This is a genomic window from Anaerocolumna cellulosilytica (assembly GCF_014218335.1).
Classification (GTDB): domain Bacteria; phylum Bacillota; class Clostridia; order Lachnospirales; family Lachnospiraceae; genus Anaerocolumna; species Anaerocolumna cellulosilytica.
On record NZ_AP023367.1, the window covers coordinates 2,391,330 to 2,413,324 of the forward strand.

Annotated in this window: 2 protein-coding genes; both read left to right on the forward strand. The window is 36.9% G+C overall.

What is annotated here, in order from left to right; genetic code table 11:
- Positions 1-35 precede the first annotated feature (35 nt).
- The gene (locus acsn021_RS09910) at positions 36-9,542 is read left to right on the forward strand and encodes an SDR family NAD(P)-dependent oxidoreductase (RefSeq protein WP_184093351.1); all 9,507 of its coding nucleotides are present in this window, start codon (positions 36-38) and stop codon (positions 9,540-9,542) included.
- 29 nt (positions 9,543-9,571) lie between these two features.
- Positions 9,572-21,994 (forward strand): type I polyketide synthase, encoded by a 12,423-nt coding sequence (locus acsn021_RS09915; RefSeq protein ID WP_184093350.1) that lies wholly within the window; start codon positions 9,572-9,574, stop codon positions 21,992-21,994.
- Position 21,995: the final 1 nt, after the last annotated feature.

A 21,995-nucleotide genomic window follows, 5' to 3' on the forward strand; every position in this document is an offset into this window, starting at 1 on the left:
TAGATTAATGTGCAATATTGGCAAAGGACGAGGGTATGGAAAGAGACATGAAAAATAACGATATAGCAATCATTGGTATGTCAGGAATATTCCCTAAAGCCAGAAATTTAGATGAATATTGGACAAACTTGGAACAGGGAAGAAACTGTATCAGTGAGATTCCTTTATCACGCTGGGATAAGGAAGAATATTATTCCAAGGAAAAGGGTCAAAATAATAAAACATATAGCTGCTGGGGGGGCGTTATAGAGAATGCGTATGAATTCGATCCAGTATTTTTTAATATTGCTCCGAAAGAAGCACCATTTATAGATCCACAGCAAAGAAAAGTGCTGGAAGTAGCTTATGAAGCGATTGAAAATGCCGGCTATAGTCCATCAGGACTTGAGAATTCTGATACAGGTGTCTACTTAGGTGTAATGGGCAGAGGCTATTATGACAAAGTTTTAGCTGACCAGACCGAGTTGGAAGGTCATATGTTTACCAGCAGTCTGTTGGGTTTTCTACCTAACCGTATATCGTTTCATCTTAATCTAAAAGGGCCCAGTATTGCAATTGACACGTTATGTTCTTCGTCCCTGGTGGCAGTACATGAAGCTTGCAAAAGTATTGTAAATGGTGAATGTGCCATGGCATTAGCAGGTGGTGTGTATATCCATTTTTCAGCGCAGCACTACATACTGTTAAGTAAAATGAATGTCTTATCGAAAGAAGGTCAATGCAAAACCTTTGATGAAAGTGCAGACGGTATCGTATCAGGAGAAGGAACTGGTATTTTGTTACTAAAATCCTATGAGAAAGCATTGCAAGATAAGGACCATATTCATGCAGTCATAAAAGGTTCTGTCATAAACAGTGATGGACGTTCTTCAAGATTTACCACAACCAATGCGGATGCGCAAGTAGATATGATTCATAAGGTATTTCAAAAAACTGCTATAAGACCCGAATCCATTTCCTACCTGGAAGCTCACGGTACCGGAACAAAGATTGGAGATCCTACTGAACTTATGGCTTTAAAACAGTGCTATGGTTTACATACGGATAAGAAAGGTTTTTGTGCTATCGGTTCAGTAAAATCCAATATAGGACATTTAGAGCCGGCAGCGGGTATTGCCGGATTAATAAAAACAGTACTATCCTTAAAGAAAGGTATGATTCCGCCTACGCTTCATGTTAATAAGATGAATCATTTTATAGACATTATAGATTCTCCTTTTATCATAAATGACAGATTGACAATATGGAACACCGATACGGTTAAAAAAGCAGGTGTCAGTGCATTTGGCATGGGAGGCACCAATGCTCACATTATTCTTGAAGAAGCACCAAAAGCTCAGGTATTTAAGGATATAAAGAAGCCGGATATTTTCTGCTTTTCTGCGAAGACAAAAAAAGCATTACTTACATTGTTAGAGAAGTTTATAGAATTTTTTGAAAAGAAAGAAACGAACTATCAAGAATATTGTTATACTTCTAATATAAGTAAGACAGCTTATCCTTATCGGGTGGCTTTTATTGCTGACTCCTGCAATCAATTATGGAGTAAATTAAAAGAAATGCAGCTTTATTTGTCCGAGGAAAAAGATGAATCATTTGGAAACACCATTAAAGATTCTTACATCTCCCATAAGCAAAACAGCAAAAAAAGGATTGTGCTTAATGTAAAAGGTACGTTTGAAGAACATATCATAGAAGCAGCCATCAAAGGTTTTGATTATATAAATCAGGATTATGAGGTAATGCAGGATTATATAAATATCCATAATAAAACAGACAAATACAGTTATGATATTGAACAAATGGTTAATAAGTATCTTTTTTTTAAAGCTCTTATGAATTATGGAGTAATTCCAGCAGTCCTTGTGTATGAACCCAAGGATGCATATTTGGTGTCCTTATTACTTGGTTTTAGTACAGTCAAAGAATGTGTAGAAGGAATGAGGAATAATCAAGTTATACAGCTTTCGAAGAACCATACCATGGCAGATGGGACAACCATTCTGTTATATAATACGGAGGACGATTACAGTGTGTCAGAGACAGACTCTCTTTTTATCACGCCTCTTGAGGGAGAGAGTAAGAAAGCAGTACACTGTTTTTATACAACGTTAGCATATGTATATGTTAATGGAATTGATATTCATTGGGAAGAGTTCTATGCAGGTAAGGATATCCATAAAGCAGAACTCCCTACTTATCCCTTTGAACGTCAGGAATACCGTATACCATTTGAAAAAAGCCCATTGAAAAAATTAGATAATCAAGTGGAAGAACTAAAGCCTGTAGCAATGTTACATGAAGTTTATAAATCTCATGAGTGGGGAATTTATACTATTGTTTTTGGCAAAAAAGAGCTTGCTTATTACAAGGAACACAGTGTGCTTGGTGAGGCTGTTTTGCCCGCTTCGGCATATATTGATGCTGTGTACCGGGCAGGTAACAAATACTTGGGAGTTTCAATCAAAGAAATAAATGATTTTGTATTTCTTACTCCGTGTGTGTTAAAAAAGGGAATGCAGTTACATATTAGATTGGAAAAAAGAGGAGAAACAATAAGTTTTACCTTACAAAGCTATTATGTAACCAGCGACAATGAGCAATGGAAAGAGCATGCAAAAGGGAAACTCCTGCTTCACACAGATGAGATACCGGCAGACAATGCGCTGCTGGAACGTGTTAATAGGGTTTTATATGGAGAATTAGATGTAGAAGGCTTTTATAATTATTTTGAATATACCGGAATAGCATACGGAAAGAGTTTTCGGCTATTGAATAAACTCTATAGGAATGGACTGGGCGTCTGGTCAGAATATAATACGGATTCCTTGAATCCAAATCGTAAAGATGCATTTAGTCTAAATCCCTCCGCGTTAGACGCAGCCCTTCAGACGGTGGTAAGCCTTAATTTTAATAATTTAGACAATAGGGGAGAGCCATTTTTGCCCTTTTATATAAAGAATATGATTATTTTCAATACAGAAATTTGTAATAATGGTACTAAAGTGATAGTGGATGTCAGCCATAAGGGAGAGAGCAGTTTAAAAAGTGATGTATCTATTGTCTCAAGAGAAGGTGAGGAACTAATTAAAATTAAGGGTTTTCATTTAAAGCAAGCCAGGAATGAGCCCATGCATAAAAAGATTGATAGCTTTATTTTAAACCAATGCTTAGAAAAGCAAGTTTGGACAAAGACGAATCCGGATTTTGAGACAGAATATACAAAAGACAATTATTTGATTTTCGATATAGACAGTGTATTCTCCGAAACTATAAGAAAGAATTTCTTTGAGAGCGGTTCTAATTATATTCGTGTATTTCCAGAAAATGAGTTTCAAAAAAAATCTGATACAGATTATAGAATTCGTCCAGGAGACGAAACGGATGTAAGAAGACTATTGGAAGTCGTTAATGCTAGTTTATTAAGGCCTGCTAGTATTTTATTTTTATGGCCTTTAAAAAAAGCAGATAATCTTTCACTTAATAGCATTGATTCCGCTATTCATGAAGGAGTTCTTACTTTATTCGTATTATTAAAGCAGATGTATTCATTGGGATATAAATATAAAAAACTGATTGTGTTGACAGAAGAAGCCTTTTTAATAAGTGAAAAAGACAAGGTCAGACCTGCAAGTACATCTATTTGGGGTTTTATGAGAGTTATAAAGAGGGAATTTCCTAATTTAAAGACAAAAGTGATTGATGTTAATCAATGTACAGATTCGGTTGTGGAAGATGCCTCAGCTGTGTATAAAGAAATCTATCATACAATGCAGGACACGGAGATTGCTTATAGAAATCAGGAACGCTATCAACATTCTTTAGAAAAGAGCAATGAATCGGTGGTGGGAAAGTACGAAAAATTAAAAAAAGACGGTACCTATATTATCACCGGCGGTACAGGGGGAATAGGATTTTCTCTAGTGGAGCAGATGGAAAAGGACTCAAATGCGAATCTAATACTATTAGGCAGAAAGAATTTTTCGGAAGTAGCAATAGATAAAATAAAAAGAATGAATGCGTTCAAGCAAAATGGAAGCAACATAGAGTATATATCGGTAGATATCACAGATATTGATACCATGAAACGAGTTGTAAAAACATTAAAAGAAAAATATGGTAAGATTACCGGCATCTTTCATACGGCAGGCGAAATCAGAGATGCACTCCTTATTCATAAATCTGTGGAGGATTTTAAGGCAGTACTACAATCAAAAATCAAAGGAACTCTTGTATTAGATACCTTATTTTGCAATGAGGACTTACAATTTATTATGTTATTTTCTTCCGTTTCCTCCATAGACGGGATTATCGGACAGTGTGATTATGCGGCAGCAAATGCATTTCTAGATGGTATGGCAGAGGCGGTACACCAAACGATAAAATACCAATCAATCAACTGGTCTTTTTGGAATGTGGGAATGGGAGCCGGTTCACAAAAATCAGCTTTAAAAAATGGGTATCAGGTGCTGTCTCCCGAAGCAGCTGCAAAAGCAGCAGTTGTACTTGCAGGTACTACGATTAAAAGAGCTGTGATTGCTAACAGAGTAAAATCTGAGCAGGAGAAGCCTGGTATATCCATAAGGCTTAAAGAGAAGGTGATTAGTCCCCAAGCAGTGTTTGATCTGGAAGCGAATTTGCAAAGACTGCTTGGAGTTATTCTTGCTATGTCAGAGGAGAATTTAGACACAACAACGAGTTTTACTGATTTTGGTTTGGATTCAATGCTGGCTATACAATACATAGAGTTGATTAATAAAGAATTAAAGGCTGAATTAGATGCCACAGAACTGTTTGAATACCAGAATATAGGGAAGCTTGCAAAACATCTTAAAGGGGTATTTGCAACGAATATTCTTTCTGATACAGAGTTTACTATAGAAAAAGAAAAAGTACGAAAGGTTGAATTAATGGAGGAAGACATTGAAACTAGAGTACTTTGTCTGCTTAAGAATAAGCTGTCAACCGTATTGGAAATTCAGGCAGAACTGATCGATGACACTACCAGTTTTATGGAACTTGGCATGGACTCCATCTTATCAACCAGATTCATTGAAGACATAACGAACGATTTGAATATAGATGTGGATTCTACCATTGTATTTGAATGTCCGAACCTAGTTGAGTTAACTGCATACCTTAGTAAGGAATTTGAAGCAGCTCTTTTAGACTATCTACATATTAAGAATACGGAAGAAGTTAAAACGTTCAACCTAAATGCTAAGGAAGATAAGATAATTGGTGACGCAGCAGAAATACTACATTCTGATGACCATAATGCTTTTTCTGATACGGATTCCCCAGCGATTGAGATAAATGAAAGGGATATAGCCATAATTGGAATGGCTTGTAAATTTCCGGGAGCTGATACTATTTATGAGTTTTGGGAAAATTTAAAGCACGGAAAAAGTATATCTGAAGGATTTCCAATGGGGAGGATAGACAATACTCTTGAGATATACCAGAGCGAAGATTATAAAAAACGAGCAGATTCACTCTATGGAAGTTATGTATCAGATATTGATAAGTTTGATCCCTTGTTTTTTGAAATCTCTCCTAAAGAAGCCGAATTTATGGATCCTCAACAAAGATTAATGCTAGAAGTGATATGGCAAGCTTTTGAACACGCTTCCTTATCCAAGGAGAATTTGTCGGGAACGAATACAGGTGTTTTTGTAGGGGCCTGTATTACAGAATACATGAAATATTTGAAAAGCTATGAAGCAGTGGTTGGAACAGGGAATGAATTATCAATCTTATCTAACCGGATTTCGTACCTCTATAATCTAACCGGACCTAGTATTACAGTAGATACAGCATGTTCCTCGTCTTTAGTAGCACTTGATTTGGCCTGCCAGAATATTTTATCAGGCAGATGCGGCATGGCAGTGGTTGGCGGTGTGAATCTTATACTGACACCTGCATTTTCCATCATATTTGAAAAAGCCGGTATGCTTAGTAAAGAAGGAACATGTAAAACCTTTGATGAAAGTGCGGATGGATATCTCAGAGGAGAAGGTGCGGGCGCAATACTATTAAAGCCATTAAAACAGGCTATTGAGCATGGAGATAATATACTTGCTGTTTTAAAAGGAATCTCCGTGAATCAGGACGGACACTCTAATGGACTTACTGCACCTAACACCCTTGCTCAGAAAGAGGTGATACAAAGTGCGTGGGAGAAAGGCGGTATTCATCCAAGAACCATAACGATGGTTGAGGCACATGGTACGGGAACGTCACTGGGAGATCCCATAGAGGTGAAAGCTTTATCACAAGCATTTCGAAATTATACACAGGATCAGTCGTACTGTGCACTTGGAAGTGTAAAAACAAATATCGGACACCTGGAACCGGCGGCAGGAATATCAGGAATTATTAAGGTGGTACTTTCTCTTATGAATAAAAAGTTACCGCCAACCTGCCACTTTAATAGATTAAATCCCTTAATTAATGTAGTTGACAGTCCCTTTTATATTAATGATGCGTTGAGACAATGGGATAGGGGAGAGGGAATCCCAAGAAGAGCTGCAGTTAGTTCCTTTGGCTTTGGCGGAACCAATGTGCACGCTGTTCTGGAAGAAGCACCGGAGATAAAAAAAGACGAAGTAAGAGCTTTTGATTATTATGCTATACCGGTATCAGCGAAACAGCCGGACACCTTAATTACCAGACTATTGGAACTTAGAAAGTATATTGCAACCCATAAAGAAATATCTATGCGAGATTTTAGTTATTCATTATTCACCGGAACGGATCATTACAGCTACAGAACTTGTTTTGTTGTACAAGATATCCATTCACTTGAAGAACAGCTAACGCAAATGATTGCTAATAAAGAAAAAACGTTGCCAAAGGTGAAAAAGGTTTCAGGTAAAGTAAATACAAGTATCATTCTTGGGGATAGATGGCAGTTCGGGAATAGTTTTGATGTAAGGAGTCTTATTAATATTTATCCTCCTATAGAGAAACAGCTTGATGAAATAGGGCTTCTGATGAAAAAATATATGGATATTGATATGAAACAGATGATTTCTTTTGAAGAATTTATCAGGCTTCATAGCAGTCATGACCAGAAGGATCTATATATCTTTTTGTTCAATTACTTATTGGGAAGATTGTTAATAATGATTGGACTTACCAATGTGGAATTCTTTGGAATTGGTATAGGTGCGGTAGCTGCAAAGGCTCTAAAGAAGAATATTCATTTAGAAGACTGTATGAAAGACATAAGTATATTGTGTAGTAAAGAATGTGAAACCTACAAAAAAATGGAAACTATGAATCAGTACATAGCCTATAGTTGGGGAGAGACAAGGGAGCGCTTTCCGATTCATACTTCACAGGACTACCTGTATCTTTTTCTGGGCGAAAGCATTTATACTGAAAAGGGCAATCAGGTTATGATAACAAACAGGGTAACGGACAGTGTCGCATTGATTGTAATTAAAATGTTATCTTACCTATATGAAAGAGGCTGCAAAATAAATTGGCAGGAGTACTTTAAATATATACGTGTTTACAAAATGCCTCTTCCTGGATATCCTCTTGCGAGAAAAAGTTATTGGGCAGGCAGAAATAAACATGAAAAAGAATATGTTTTTATAAAAAAAGCACTAACGGAAAAAACTCGTACAGAGCAAATGATATCTCATAAAGCGTATTATATTCTAATTGGGTCTGATAAGGAAACTGTTACCAGATTGGAGAGTGAATTCCAGAGTGCAGAGATTAAGTACCTGACAATAGAATTAGTGGATACCCTTGAACAGGATAAGAATTCTATAGTACAAAAGCTTGAGCAAGCAATACATTCAAAAGATATTAGCGGAATAAATTTGGAGGCATTTCAGCTTGTTAAGATTGTGTATGTTAACACACATCAACATTTAAAAAATGAACCAGAGGATAAGGTGTCAGTCGAAACGGATTTGCATGAGGATATCATTCGCATATTTACATTAGTAAGGTATTTGGACTCCAAGTCTTTAGAGATTAGGATAGAATTGATTCACGTTATGAATCAAACTGACAGTTATTTGGACACAGCAGCAGCCTATGGAGCTTCTGTTTTTAGTAGAATACTTCCTTATGAATTTTCTAATGTACGTTCAAAAGAAATTGTTTTAGATAGTGATTTCAAAATAACAGAGGCAGCCAATGAAATTATAAGCTCAAATACTGAGGAATGTGTCTACTTAAAGGAAGGTAAACGGTTCGTTGAATTCTATACGAGATTAGAGTCCATTGGAGAGAGTGCATTCACAAAGGAGAACTGCAATCCGGTAGTAATTGTAACAGGTGGACTTTCTGGTATAGGTTATGAAATCTGTAAGTACTTACTAAAGGATAAGCATGGCAGATTGGTGATAATAGGGAGAACGAATGCAGCAGGAGATTCTGAAACCGTAATTGGTGCTACAAAGCAAATGAAAGCGTTGACCGACCAGGATAAACATAAAAATCTAGTAACACTAAAAGAGCTGAGTCCTATGGTGCAATATATACAGGGGAATGTGAGTGATTATCCTACCCTTTTGAAGGTGTTTGAAACGGCTAGGAAAACTTATGGAAAAATCGATGCTGTCATTCATTGTGCAGGTATTATTGATAGTCAACATATTTCCATAAGGTCTAAAAGTGAAGCTTCCATAAGGCAGGTTCTATTTCCTAAAATAAACGGCACCAGAAATCTTGGTATCTTAGCAGAGGATTTTCATGTTAAAAAAGTTATTTTATTTTCTTCATTAGCAGCTTTATCCGGTGTTACAGGAGTAGGATTTAGCGATTATGCTGCGGCAAATGCTTTTATGGACGCATATGCAGAGTCTTACCACCTAAAAGCAGGATATAAGATACTCTCTGTCAATTGGCCGGTATGGGAAAAAACCGGTATGTCAGGTAGAGGATTAACGACAAAACAAGGAAATAATTTGCTTTTAGAGGAAGCGATGGAAGCTTTTAATGAAATATTTGAAAGTGACTATACAGGAAATCTGATAGTGGCGGGCAAAGAAGAAGCTGACAGGCTTATCGATACTCTAACGAAAGAACATACGAATATGCCTTCGCTAAAGATAGCAGAAATAAAGGAGACAGAAAGTATAGAGGGGAAGATACCACAGGATTTAGCCGTTAACAAAGCACAGGCAATATTGACAGATTTGCTTAAAAACATATTAAAATTATCGGATAACGAAATCGAATATGACATTAATTTTAGTGAGTTTGGAATTGATTCCTTATCATTAGCGGACATGTTAGGCGGTATTGAAACATATTATGGAAGGCATTTCGAACCCTCCATCATTATTGAATACCCTACAGTAAACTTGTTATCACAGTATCTTGCGCAGCAGGAAGAAAGAAAAGAGCAGAAAGAACTTGTTAAAGAAGCAGAAAGTGTAGACACAGGCTCTTACCATAGAGCTGTCAGTCAAAATAATCTGCGGACAGCGGATATATTAAAAATGTTATATGAGGGTACTATTTCTTCGGAACAGGCATTGAACTATATGCTTGAACATGAGGCAGCAGATTAATCTGATGAGTTTAAAGGTGAGGGATATGTATGAATAAACAAGAATTACAGAAAATGCTGGAACAAGTACAAAAAAGAGAAATACACTATCTTGAGGCTGAAAAAGCCATGAGGCAGAATGATAGGAAGCCGAAAGAAATATCGGAGGAAAATCATAAGATTGCAGTTATCGGTTATGCTTGCAGATTTCCTTCTGCTGACAATGTGGACGAATTTTGGAGCAGTCTTATAAACGGCAGGGATTGTATTACAGAAATACCGGCTAAGAGATGGTCCTTAGAGGGCTTTTATGACCCCGGTTCTGCTATTGAGAGCGATACAAGTTATTCTAAATGGGGTGGTTTTTTAAACTCAATTGCTGCATACGATTTAGGATTATTTCATATGACAAAACAGGAAGCCTTAGCCATTGATCCGCAGCAGTTACTTGCTATGGAGGTGGCAAGGGAGGCTTTAGAATATGCAGGGTATGGAAACATAAAGGAAGAGGACTCGAATACGGGTGTTTTTATAGGGGCCAGGTCTTCAAATGTAACATTGGGTATGTTACAGGAACGCATAAATGAAAAAGAATATAAAGCTGAGGATAATCGTAATTACATAATCGGTAAAGCACCGAATATGATTGCTTCCAGAATTTCAGACTTTTTAAATCTGAAAGGTCCTTCAATGATTATTGATACAGCTTGTTCCTCCTCTTTGGTAAGTATTCATATGGCATGTAAGAGCCTACTGGCGGGAGATTGCTCAATGGCGCTGGCAGGGGGGATTGATTTACTGGTTAACAGTGATTCTTATGTGGGCTTATCTAAATCCAAGGCTATATCACCGGATGGAAAGTGCTTTACCTTTGACAAAAGAGCCAATGGTTATGTACCCGGGGAAGGTGCCGGCATTGTAGTTTTAAAGGAATATATGCAAGCGGTAGCCTGTGGAGATACGATTTATGCAATCATAAAAGGCTCTGCCATAAATAACGACGGACACACTATGGGTATTACGACCCCTGATCTGGAAGGACAGAAGGAATTAATTAGGGCTGCTTTAAAAGATGCAAAGGTATCAGCAGAGACAATAACATATATAGAAGCGCATGGAACTGGAACCGTTATCGGAGATCCAATTGAAATAAAAGCATTAGCCAGTGTTTATGGGGAGAGTACGGATAGAAAGGGTTTTTGCGGGATTGGTTCTGTAAAGACAAATATTGGACATCTGCATTGTGCAGCAGGGATTGCAGGATTTATTAAGTTATTGCTCTGTATGAAAAACAAAACACTTGTGCCTACCCTAAATTGCCAGATGCCTAATCAAAGATTTGATTTTGTTGATTCTCCGTTTTTTCCTGTGTCCAAGATGGAAAAATGGGAGCAATATAAGGAACATAGAAGAGCTGCAATTAGTTCATTTGGGTTTGGAGGAACAAACTGCCACATCATTGTAGAGGAACAGGAAGATGATAAGAAACACGAATGGGAGACAGAAAGGTATTTACCCTTTGTTTTATCGGCGGCGGATAATGAGGCACTTGGTAAGGTGACAAGTCAATACATAGATTTCTTTAAAGAGAATCCAAAAGTCCGCTATAAAGACGCAGCGTATACCGTGATTACCGGCAGAGAGAAGTTTGAATACAAATTATTTACTTATGCCAAGAACACAGATGAGCTAGTAAAGCAGCTTAAGAAATTTTCTGATGGGGATACCCATAAGACAAAGATTGTTACTGGCAGTGTTTATACAGAAGGAAAAAAGAAAAAGATACCTGGTAAAGTAGTAGTCATGTTTACCGGGCAAGGGGAACTGTATACAGGTGTTGCAAGAGAACTCTATGAAACAAGCTCTGTCTTTAGAAGTACCATTGATAATTGCAGTGATATATTATTACCCTATGTGGGACAGAGTATTTCAGAGTTACTATATAATACTGAAAATGCAAAGCTTTTAAAAAACACGTATATAACACAGCCGGTTACCTTTGCTCTGGATTATGCTTTGTTTGTCTTATGGAAGACTTATAATTTACCTGTGGCAGTAGTAATGGGACATAGTCTGGGTGAGTATGTGGCGGCTTGTGCAGCCGGTATATATGAACTAGAGGATATACTAAAAATAGTAGCCATCAGGGGAAAAATGATGGGTGAACTTCCGGATAATGGAACCATGGCTGCGGTAATTGCCGGTGAAGCAGTAGTAAATGAATTGTTTGATGAACTTAGTTTTGTAGAGAAAGCACAAGTATCCATTGCCGCGGTGAATGGAGCTGCTAATACTGTAATTTCAGGTGAGAAAACGGTGGTTGCAGGCATTTGTGAAAAACTTAAACAGAGTTCTATAAAGTATGTATTATTACAGGTATCCCATGCCTTTCACTCTCCTCTAATGAAGCCTATGTTAGACAAATATAGAGAAGTGATAGGAGCTGTTAAGCCAAAACCATCTGCTATAAAAATAATCAGTAATGTTACGGGGGATTTTTTGAAAGAGGGAGACCTAACGACAGAGTACTGGGAAAACCATATTCTAAATACAGTACAATTTAAACGCAGCATTGAAAAACTGATTTCAGAAGGGTATAGATATTTTATAGAAATGGGCCCTGGAAATACCCTTTTAAAGCTTACAAAAAATATAACTCATGGGAATGGGGAAGTCACAATATGTTCTTCATTGGTAAGAGATACTTCTGACTGGCAGCAAATCCTTCAGACACTGGGTGAGCTTTTTGTTAAGGGAGTAGAATGCAAGCTGTCCGATTTTTTCAAGGATGTACATGCTAAAAGAATTGCGTTGCCTACATATAATTATGCAAGAGAAGATCTGTTTAATAAAGATAAATTCGAACAAGACCTTCTTCTTAGTGAAACTGTTTCTTTATTTGATGGGATTATATCAAAAACAACTGCCTATGTATCTTATTTTAAAATACTTAATACTAAGAAAGACAGGGTGTTAAAAGACCACAGGGTAAGAAATGCTTATGTAGTTCCGGGCGTCTATCAATTAAAACTTGCCCTCGCAGGAGCACACAAGCTTTGGAATAAGAAGATAAGCTGTGTAGAAAGCATTACATTTATAGAACCGATAAATGCTATACAGAATCAAGATTTGTTACTGCGGATACGGATTTATCAGGATGGCAGCCAATGCTTTCAAATCGACAGGTGGGATGATACAAAAAATCGCTTTCTTTTATGCAGTCGTGGAATGTATTCGACGACTTGTGATGAAAACGCAGTTCATTCATTCGGCAATGTAAACAGTATGGAGGAACAGACGGCTGTAATTGATTCGAACGAGATTTATGAGTATATGAACCGCATCGGTTTACAATATGGGGATTATTTTAAAGGACTTAAAAAGATTACAGTGGGAACACAAACAATCATTGGAGATATAGACCTTAAAATAAAGGATTCCTTAAAAGAAAAGGATGCTTTACACCCGGGTGTACTAGACGCTGCATTGCAGGTCATTTCTTCAAAACTTTACCTAACACAAAGTGAATATACATATGTTCCGTTTTGTATTGGTAAAATGATGATGATTCAGCCAATGTCTGATAGCCATTACAAAAGTATAGTGAAGGTACAAGAGGATGAAAAGCAATCAGAAATAATAAAGGCAGATATTAATATAATAGACAGCAGACAGCAAATTGTTATGATTCTAACAGAGGTTTGTTTAAAAAAGCTAGCCTTAAATAGCTTTCATTTACCGGCTCAAAGCAGACAATCCCAAGACCTGTTTTATAAACCACTATGGATTGAAAAGTCTCGTGCCAGGTATGACGGGAACTGGAAGCATAAGAATCTTTTAGTATTTGTGGAGGAAGATAATCAGCTTCATAACGATGTAATAGCAAACCTGAATAAAGAAGAATGCAATATATACTATATATACAAAAGCAACCGGGTCGAATACGGTGACCATAGTATATTTAGAGTGATACAAGGGCAACCGGAAGCGTTATTGGCTATTATAAGGATATTAAAGGATAGAGGAATAGTGCCGGATTATGTTTTATATCTGTGGACGCTGGATGGATATAACAGTTTTGAAGCATTAAAGCCGTTAGATGTAAAATTAAATTCTTATGGTTTAGATATTATATATCTGCTAAGGGCCATGAAAGACAACCAGATAAATCATCCGGTCAGAATTCTGACTGTGACAAATAATTGTCAGCCAGTTATTGGAGGAAGTGATGTGTTATGCCCCGAAAAGTCAGATATTCTGGGAGTGATTAAAACGATTCCTTTAGAATTCGAATATATTCGTGCTGCCAATATAGATTTTGATTGCCGGGATTTTATGCAAGGTACTATTGGGCAGACCATAGTAAAAGAACTTTCGGGTAGTGACGGGGAACATTTTATTGGGTACAGAGCAGAAAAAAGATTTATTATGAGCCTTGAAAAGATGGATTTGGCAAAACAGGCTATACAACAGGAACTTGTACTTAAGCAGAATGGTACATACATAATACTAGGTGGTCAAAGTGGTGTTGGAATTGAGATAATAAAGCATCTATCTGAAAAGGTTTGTGCCAATTTTGTTGTAATATCCCGTAATAAATTTCCGGACGTAACTGCCTGGGGAAAACTTTTGCAAGAAGGGAATCCCACATTAGAAAGTACCAAGGATAAAATTAAAGCTTATAAAGGCGTTTTGACAAACGGCTCACATCTTTCCTTTTATGAAGGGGATATAACAGACTATGACAGGATGAAGGACATTTTCGAGGATGTAAGACGTAAACATGGTTCTATTAACGGCGTTATACATTCAGCAGGCATACTTAAGGATTCATTGATATTGAATATGGACTCTGAAAAATATACCGAGGTTTTAAAACCAAAAGTTTTAGGAGCAATAATAGCTGACCGGCTTACTGAGCATGATTCCATAGATTTTATGATTTTATTCTCGGGACTTGTTTCTTATGTAGGTTTAATGGGGCAGAGCAATCATACAGGGGCTAATTTCTTTGAAGATAATTTTTCATATTACAGAAATTATGTAAAGAAAAAGCGTACTCTTACAATTAATTGGGGTATATGGGGCACGGTTGGAATTGTAGCAAAACCCATGTATACGCAGACATTAAAAGATAAAGGATTTATGCCTATGACAGTTTTAGAGGCTTTGGAGGCTTTTGATACGGTGCTGACAACTGATTTACCGCAGGTAGGCATAGGACATATATCAGCTCAAAAACAAAAAGAAATTTTATATCATATAACGGATGCAGATAAGGTATTGCAGTCGGATGAAGCTTATATAAAGAGAATAGGCGACTATGATATGGAATTAAGTCAACTTTTAGGGCAAGTAGACTCAAAGTATGAGACAGAGTTTGGTAAGGAGCTTAATAGCCTTTGCGCCGTTTTTATTATTGAGTTTATAGAAAGTAATGGGGTATTTATAAAGGATGGGGATGAACCTTCTACGGAGGAAGTGATTCATCGATGTAATATACTTCCAAAGTTTAAGAAATTGATCGAAGCTATGCTAAGTTTTGCCATAGAGGAAGGCTTTATAAACAAAAATGGTAGAAGATTAATACGTACTTATTCTAGAAGTTCAGATGATTTTAAAAAGCGTTGTACTTGGTTTAAAGAAAAGTTCAAAAAAGACGAGATATACGCAATTATCTTAGAGAACTGTTTCAAACATTACAGCGAGGTCTTATCCGGAAGAATGAGTGCAATGCATGTGTTGTTTCCGGGCGGAAATACAAATACTATGGAAAGGCTGTACCACCTGCCCTCTCCCCATAATGAGTATATTGGAAAATTGGTTAGACAACTGGTCACTTCATTTCCGGAGAAAAGAGAGGTTAAAATTCTTGAAATCGGAGGAGGAACCGGAGGGACTACAGCAAAAATACTACCTGCGCTTGCAGGTTTAAAGGTTGCATACACATTTACAGATATATCACCGATTTTGGTAAAGTGTGCCAAAGAAGCTTTTCATAAGTATGAATATGTTACCTACCTTCCATTAGATATTGAGAAAGAACAAAACCAACCAACTGTATATTTGGACTCATTCGATATAGTAATAGCTGCCAACGTGCTTCATGCTACAGCAAGCCTGCCTGTTACCTTTCAAAATGTAAAACAGTTTATGAATAAAGAAGCAGTACTAGTCATGATGGAGACAACAAGAATAACCGGGTTTGCAGATTTGGTATTCGGAATAACTGATGGTTGGTGGAAATTTCAAAATACGGACTTTAGGAAAGATTCAACTCTTTTATCTCCTGATCAATGGAGGGACACATTAAATCATTTGGGTTTTGGCAGAGTATGTACTTTACCTTTAACAGAAAGAGAAAGTGTAAGATATCCATATTCTGTTATCATCGCTGATAAAATCGAGTCGGCAGATAGTCAGAAAGAGCCGGTAAAGTTATTGAATGCAGCTACGGACAGGAGAAGTTCCTCATCAATAAAGCAGGAGACAGGCGCAGCCATTACAGATAAATCCACAAGTAAACCGGTTTTTGGAATTAATGAACAAGAGATGTTTGTATATATTAAAAACGTTGTAGTTTCACTGATTATAAAGGTTACCGGAATTGACGGCTCTTTGATTGTGTCTGATGTAGGATTTTTAGAAATGGGACTGGATTCTCTGACTTTGGTAGCTTTGTCCGGTGTCATTGAAAAGGAACTGTTTATTACCTTATACCCTACTGTATTTTTTGAGTATCAAACAATTGATGAACTGACAAAGCATTTATGCGATAAACACCAAGAGAAAATGATTTCTTATATACATGAAAAACACTTAATAAGCACCTTGACTGACGAAGTTACTCAACCTGTAGACAGGAGTGATTGGAATAATAAAAGCATAGCAGAAGAATTGAATCATGAATTTAAAGAACCCAAAGCAAAAGAAGATAAAAATAAAGAAGATGAGCTTAAAGAGGATGAAGTTAAAGAAACGGATAAACTAACAGTAAAGGAAGAAATAAACAGCAATCAATATTTTTATAAGAATAACAGTACAGAAGAACCAAATACCTCTGGTAATACGGAAGATATTGCTATCATTGGTATGGCAGGTATTTTTCCGGGAGCAGAGGATGTGTATCAATTATGGGATAATTTAATAAACGGCAAAGACAGTGTACAGGATATTAATAGCCAGCGATGGAAGGATACAACTATCTTTGAGGAAAAACAATCAAATTTTGATAAAAAACAATCAAATTTTGATAAAAAACAATCAAAAGGCAAGACCTACTGTAAATGGGGAGGCTTGCTAAAGGATTATGATAAGTTTGATCCTGTATTTTTTAATATCTCCGTAAGAGAGGCAAAAAGAATGGATCCCCAGCAAAGGCTGTTTTTGGAGACTGCCTGGGGAGCAATTGAAAATGGCGGCTATCCCATAAAAAGACTCTCGGAATTAAAGGTTGGTGTATTTGCAGGAGTCTCCAATCATAATTACCATAATATATCTTATGACCAGAATGATTCTTTTTGTACATTAAGCACATCAAATGCTATGGTAGCAAACCGTTTTTCCTATTTTATGAATCTGACAGGACCAAGCCTTACCATTGATACCCAGTGTTCCTCTTCCATGACAGCCTTAAATTACGCCTGCAAAAGCCTATTATCTGGAGAATGTGATATGGCTGTTGCTGGTGGAGTAAATATAATTATACCGAAAGAATATTATGTTTTACTAAGTCAGGTTAGAGCAGTATCAGCAGATGGAAAATGTAAGACCTTTGATAAAAGCGCAGATGGCTTTGTTTCGGGAGAGGGTGTGGCAGTTTTACTTTTAAAACCTTTAACGCAGGCTGTAAAAGATAAAGACAATATTCATGCGGTTATTAAAGGTGTTTCTGTAACACATGACGGCAAGTCCAGCAACGTAAGCGCTCCAAATGCTAATTCGCAATGTATGGCTATCACAGAGGCTTTAAAGAGGGCAAAGGTTAATCCTGAATCTCTAGCATTCATAGAGGCTCATGGTACGGGTACAAGTTTAGGAGATCCGGTTGAAGTGTCCGCACTTACAAAGTGCTTTGAACAGTATACGGATAAAAAAGCATTTTGTGCCATTGGTTCGTTAAAGTCCAATATCGGACATCTGGAATCTGCGGCAGGAATAGCAGGTATTATAAAAGCTGTTTTGGCCTTACGTAACAGGCGAATACCTCCTACTATACATTTTAATCAACCTAACAGCTTTATTGATTTTAATTCTACACCTTTTTATGTGACGGATAGGCCGGTAGAGTGGAAAAGCAATCAATTAATGAGAGCCGGTATAAGTTCATTCGGAATGGGAGGTACCAATTGTCATTCTATTCTGGAGGAAGCTCCTAGGGTATCTTCTGGCAATAAGAAGGATATCAATGTGCCGTTTCACTTATTTACTGTATCAGCAAAGTCAGAACATTCCTTGTGGAAGACGATTGAAAAGGTAGGTGCTTACATAGATAATAATGAAAGTCTGGAAATAGAGGATATCTGCCACACAATGAATGTTACTAGAAATCACTTTGCTTACAGAACTGCCTTGGTGGTTAATACAAAAGAAAAATTAGTAAAGCTTATTAAAGAAGCAGTAAAGAAGAAATGTAACAAGGAGAACCTGAATGTACACGGCATGTATTACAACTTCCAGTCACCTTATGGAGAAAGTGCTAAATCCACGATTAATTATCTGGTTTCTGACAGAATATTTAGCAACTATGAATTGGAGGGGTTAAGGCAGAACTTGTTGTTTCAAGAAGCTTTCTTATATATGGAAGAAATTTTTTCATTGGATGTTACTAGAGGTATATCTTATAAAGCAGAAGCGTTTTTGTCCATGGGACAGAAAGAAATAATTGCCCTTATTTTAAAGGCAGTTATGGCAAGAATATTGATCCGTTATAACATTCGACCGGCCTATATTATAAATGCTGGTGAAAAAGATAATGTAACCGTTCAGCTTATAGCCGGACAGATTGTCCTTAGTGAAGCAATTAAAAAGTTAGCAGAGTCCTATAAAGTCAGTATTTATCCGGAGAGAGTGGAATATGATTTTCAGTTACCGGCTATGCCGATTATTGCGCTGGATGATTATAAGACATATATGCAGGAACAGAATAAGGAGACTTTAAAAGAAGTAACCATTGAAATCGGCCCTGATGATTATTACAGCGATAAGATGATACACCAAGTGGCAGAAAAGAATATAAGAACAGTGGTAATCCCATTTTTACAAAGTGATGTTACTAACTGGTATTCTATTATCTCATTGGTTGGATATGTATATTCCATAGGAACTGACATAGACTTTAAAACCTTTGATAATTTATATAACGGAAAAGTAGTAGATCTTCCCACCTATGTTTTTGACCATAAATCTTACTGGATTGAAAAACACGAGGAGGAAACAGTAAGTTATCAGTTTCAGAAAGAATATTTAATAAATGGATTAAAAGCTGGTAATCGGATTGTGAAATCCGGGACAGAAATCGGTATGGCGGAAAAAGATGGCTCTATCAACGAAGAATACATTAATTATTATAAAAGATGGAGTGATATCGGGGCTGGTATTAAAATACTTGGGAATTTCATGGTAGATTCAAGGGGAAGAAACAGTGACAACGAGGTTGTAATTGGCAATGAATTGAATCAGAAGAAACAGTTGCTCCGGTTAAATAAATTGCTTAAAGAAGAGGATACTTTACTTTTAATACAAATAAATTATGGAGGAGTAGAAAAAACTAAATTTACTTTGGATAGATTATCCCATAATCAAATCGGAGAGATAATTAAGCGTTTCATAGAAGCTGCCGTTGTTGTAAAGGAAGGTGAATTTGACGGAATACAGCTTCATGCGGCCCATGGATACCTATTATCACAATTTCTGTCTTCAAAGTACAATTCACGCACCGATAATTTTGGAGGAAGTGTTACAACCAGAACAGAAGTTATTAAAACCATTGTACAGGGGATACGAAAAACCTTAGGCAAACAATTTGTTATTAGTGTAAAGCTGGACATGCCGGGTGAAGACAAAGGTGTATCCATAGAAGAATTGGTTGAAATTATAAAAGGCCTAAAGCAAGTGTCTGTTGATATAGTCGAATTAAGTGCCGGAATTGTTAGTAAAGAGGATACTTTAGCGGAAACGGTTTTAGCAGAGTATAAGACAGTGTTAGCTGCTGTAAAAAAAGATATCCATATTCCGGTTATAGTAACCGGTGGCATACGTAAACGGGAGCAGATTGAGCAATTACTTACGACTTATAATGCTGATTTTGCTGGCCTTGGCCGTCCCTTTATCTATGAACCTGCAATTATTGAAAACTTAAAGGGGAATATAGAAGATATGAGTGGCTGTACTTCCTGCTCCATGTGCTTATATACGCTAACTAATAATGGGTTAAGATGTGTTCAAACGAGCAGAAAAAAAGAAGTAACATCTGCTCCTTACCAAGCGTATCTATTTGAACAGTCATGGGTGGAAACAAACAGCAACGTTCCTAAAAAGGTGCAAAGTACATTGCAGGGTGTATATGCAGTTTTCTGTGAGGATGAAGTTAAATTTAAAGCCCTTAGTAGTTGCCTGGAAGCCAGTGGTTATATGGTATATAGAATAAAAGACAGCCTCGGTTTTAAGGAGGAAGGGAAGACGTTTAGTATTAATTTTACAAAAGAGACAGATTATATAAAATTAGTTCATCAGTTACTGGATGAATTCGGACAGAATTTCAATGGTTTCATACAAGTGGCATTTGGTTCAGAGGATGAATCTGTTTCCGTAGATTTATCACAAGACGCGGCAGTCTTTCTACAGATGTATTTAGCGAAAGCAGTTCTGTTGTCAAAAACCGATACTATAATAAAGTTAATTGCAGTTACCTTTAACGGAATAACGATGATGGCTGATAAGATGGTTAATACGGAACATATTTTACTGAATGGGTTGAACCGGATTAATCCATATGAAGTTAAAAATATACATGGATTATCTCTTGATTTTGAGGAGAAGACAGATGCTAACGATTTTGCGGAGGTAGTGGTATCAGAATTGACCGGTTTTAATAGCCGGTATAAAGAAGTTGCCTTTCGAAAAAACTGCCGATATGAACGAAGCATCACAGGCTATATGGGAGTAATTAATACGGAAAGTTATAGTATAGAAGGGGGCGTATACCTGATTGCCGGAGGTCTGAGTGGTCTTGGCAAATTATTTGCTGGATTTCTTATTAAGAATAAGGCAAAAGCTGTGTACCTTATTGGCAGAAGAGATATGAGTCAAATGTCACAAGGCGAAGAACTAAAAGAATTAGTAGAACTTAGTAGAGAATATAGTCTGACTACTCTTGAATACAGAAGTGCAGATATAGCGGATTATGAAGCAGTAGATGAAGTTATTAGAGAGATGACCAGAAGGTATAAAACCATTCAGGGCATCATCCATTGTGCCGGAATTGTTGACCGTGAGAACCGGACTTTAAGGACTAAGAATTATAGTTCATTCTCACGGATTCTCAGACCAAAGTATCAAGGGACAATAAACCTTGCCAAAGTTTTTAACAATACTTTGCCGGACTTTATGATATTTTGCTCTTCTATTTCCGGAATCAGCGGGAAACTGGGGGCAACCTTAAGTGACTATGGGACAGGCAATTTCTTTATGAATGAATATGCAAAAGCAGTATCAAACGCTACCGGAAAAAAAGTTGTATCAATTAGCTGGCCCTTATGGGATGGCGTAGGACTTGGAGCTAACAAGGCATATGGTGGTGAAGGATATTCCATAGACAGAGAACTTGGTTTAAGAATTTTTGAAGCAGTGATAAGGTCAAGAGAATGCAGGAATCTTGTGATTTTAAATCCGAAGAGCACAGAAATCATGTCAGATTTTGCAGCGGTTGAAGAGGCAGCAGCCGGTATACAAAAAGCTGAGGATATAATTAACTCAGTTAGGACCGTTAGTATCAATTCAGATTTCCTATCAGAAGAAAACAGAGCGAATGTAAAAGAATTTCTAAAGAGCCTGCTTGTGGAATTTTTGCAGATTGAACATTCTCTGATTAGAGACGAAGCTGAGTTTTATGAATATGGTATTGATTCCGTTATTGTTGCAGATATTGTTGCAAAAATTGAAGAAAGATATAAAATCTTCCTCCATCCATCCACCTTACTAGAATATACAAGTATAAAGTCACTTAGTGAGTATCTTATAAAAGAATTTAGGATAAGTGATGCATATAATATGAAGGAATTAAGGGGAGAAAAGATAAGTACTGTAGAAGAAAGTATTTCTTTTATAAAGGAAAACGTGACCAATCCGGATTTTTCAGAGAAAATTATAGGTAATGTTGCAGATAAAGATACAAGGCTTGACAGCCTGCTTGATGAAATATATGAAGGAGATATAACCGTAGAAGAAGCTCTGAAAATAATTGATGAGGTATAGC